The following is a 1,002-nucleotide window of genomic DNA, read 5'->3' as shown; positions in this document are numbered from 1 at the left end:
CCAGTTCGGACTCGGTGCGGGCTGGCAGGCCGTACTCCCAGCGGGGGTCGTAGGCGAGTTCGTCGTGCCCCCAGTCGCGCTCGTTGAACGGGGGATGGCACAGGACGGCGTCGGCGCGGACGGCCGGGTGGGCGTCGGCGCGCAGGGTGTCGCCCGCGCGGGCGTGCACGGCGCCGCGGGTGTGCAGGGCCAGCCGCAGCGCGGTGAGCGCGGTGAGGTCGGCCGAGGTGTCCTGGGCGTACAGCTCCTGGCCGGGGTGGTGCGTGACGGCGCGCAGCAGGGCGCCGGTGCCGCACGCGGGGTCCAGGACGGTGCGCGGGGGGCCGGCGGATGCGGCGAGGCCGGCCATCAGGCCGGCGAGTCCGCCGGGCGTGAGGGTGTACTGGCGCGGGTTGGCGTCGAGGTGGCGTCCGAGGAGGAACTCGAAGGTCTGCCGGGCCCCGAGCTCGGCGGCCAGTTCGGCGGCGCCCCGGAGGAGGGGGACGGAGGGCAGGAGCCGGGGGGCGGTGGGGGGTGTGAGCGCGGGGGCGGGCCCGGGAGTGCCGCCGGGAGCGGTGGCGGGGCCCGGCCGGGTGGCGACCGCCTCCTTCAGCTTCTCGGGCAGCAGCGCGGCCAGGCGCTCGTCGGGGCCGTCGCTCACGTCCAGCCACAGGGTGGGGCGGTCGTGGATCAGCAGCAGCGCCCAGCCGGTGTGGAGCAGGGCGGTGACCGGGCCCGCCGGGTGACCGGCGAGGTGCTGCCAGACGCGTTCGCGCAGGGGCACCTCGGCGAGTTTGCCGTGCCGGCGGAGCCACTCCTCCACCTCGACGAGGGCGAAGGCCGGGCTGGTCCCGGTGCCGCCGACGGGCCGGGGGAAGTCGGGGTGGCGGCGGCGCCAGTTGCTGACGGCGGCCCGGCCGACGCCGGCGAGCCGGGCGATCCCGGCGGCGGTCACCCGACCGGGGCCGTCCTGGCCGGGACCGTCCTGCCCGGGCCGTTCCCCGGCCGCGGGCCGGTTCGGGC

Annotated in this window: 1 protein-coding gene; it reads right to left on the bottom strand. The window is 78.8% G+C overall.

The annotated features are described in order from the left end of the window. Nucleotides 1-934: N-6 DNA methylase (locus G3I53_RS17995; protein ID WP_164438557.1), on the bottom strand; the 934-nt coding region annotated here is incomplete at its 3' end. Nucleotides 935-1,002 lie beyond the last annotated feature (68 nt).

It is taken from the genome of Streptomyces sp. SID14436 (genome assembly GCF_010548465.1).
Lineage (GTDB): Bacteria > Actinomycetota > Actinomycetes > Streptomycetales > Streptomycetaceae > Streptomyces.
Note: the sequence above shows the minus strand (reverse complement) of the source record. Positions and strands in the feature narration are given on the sequence as shown.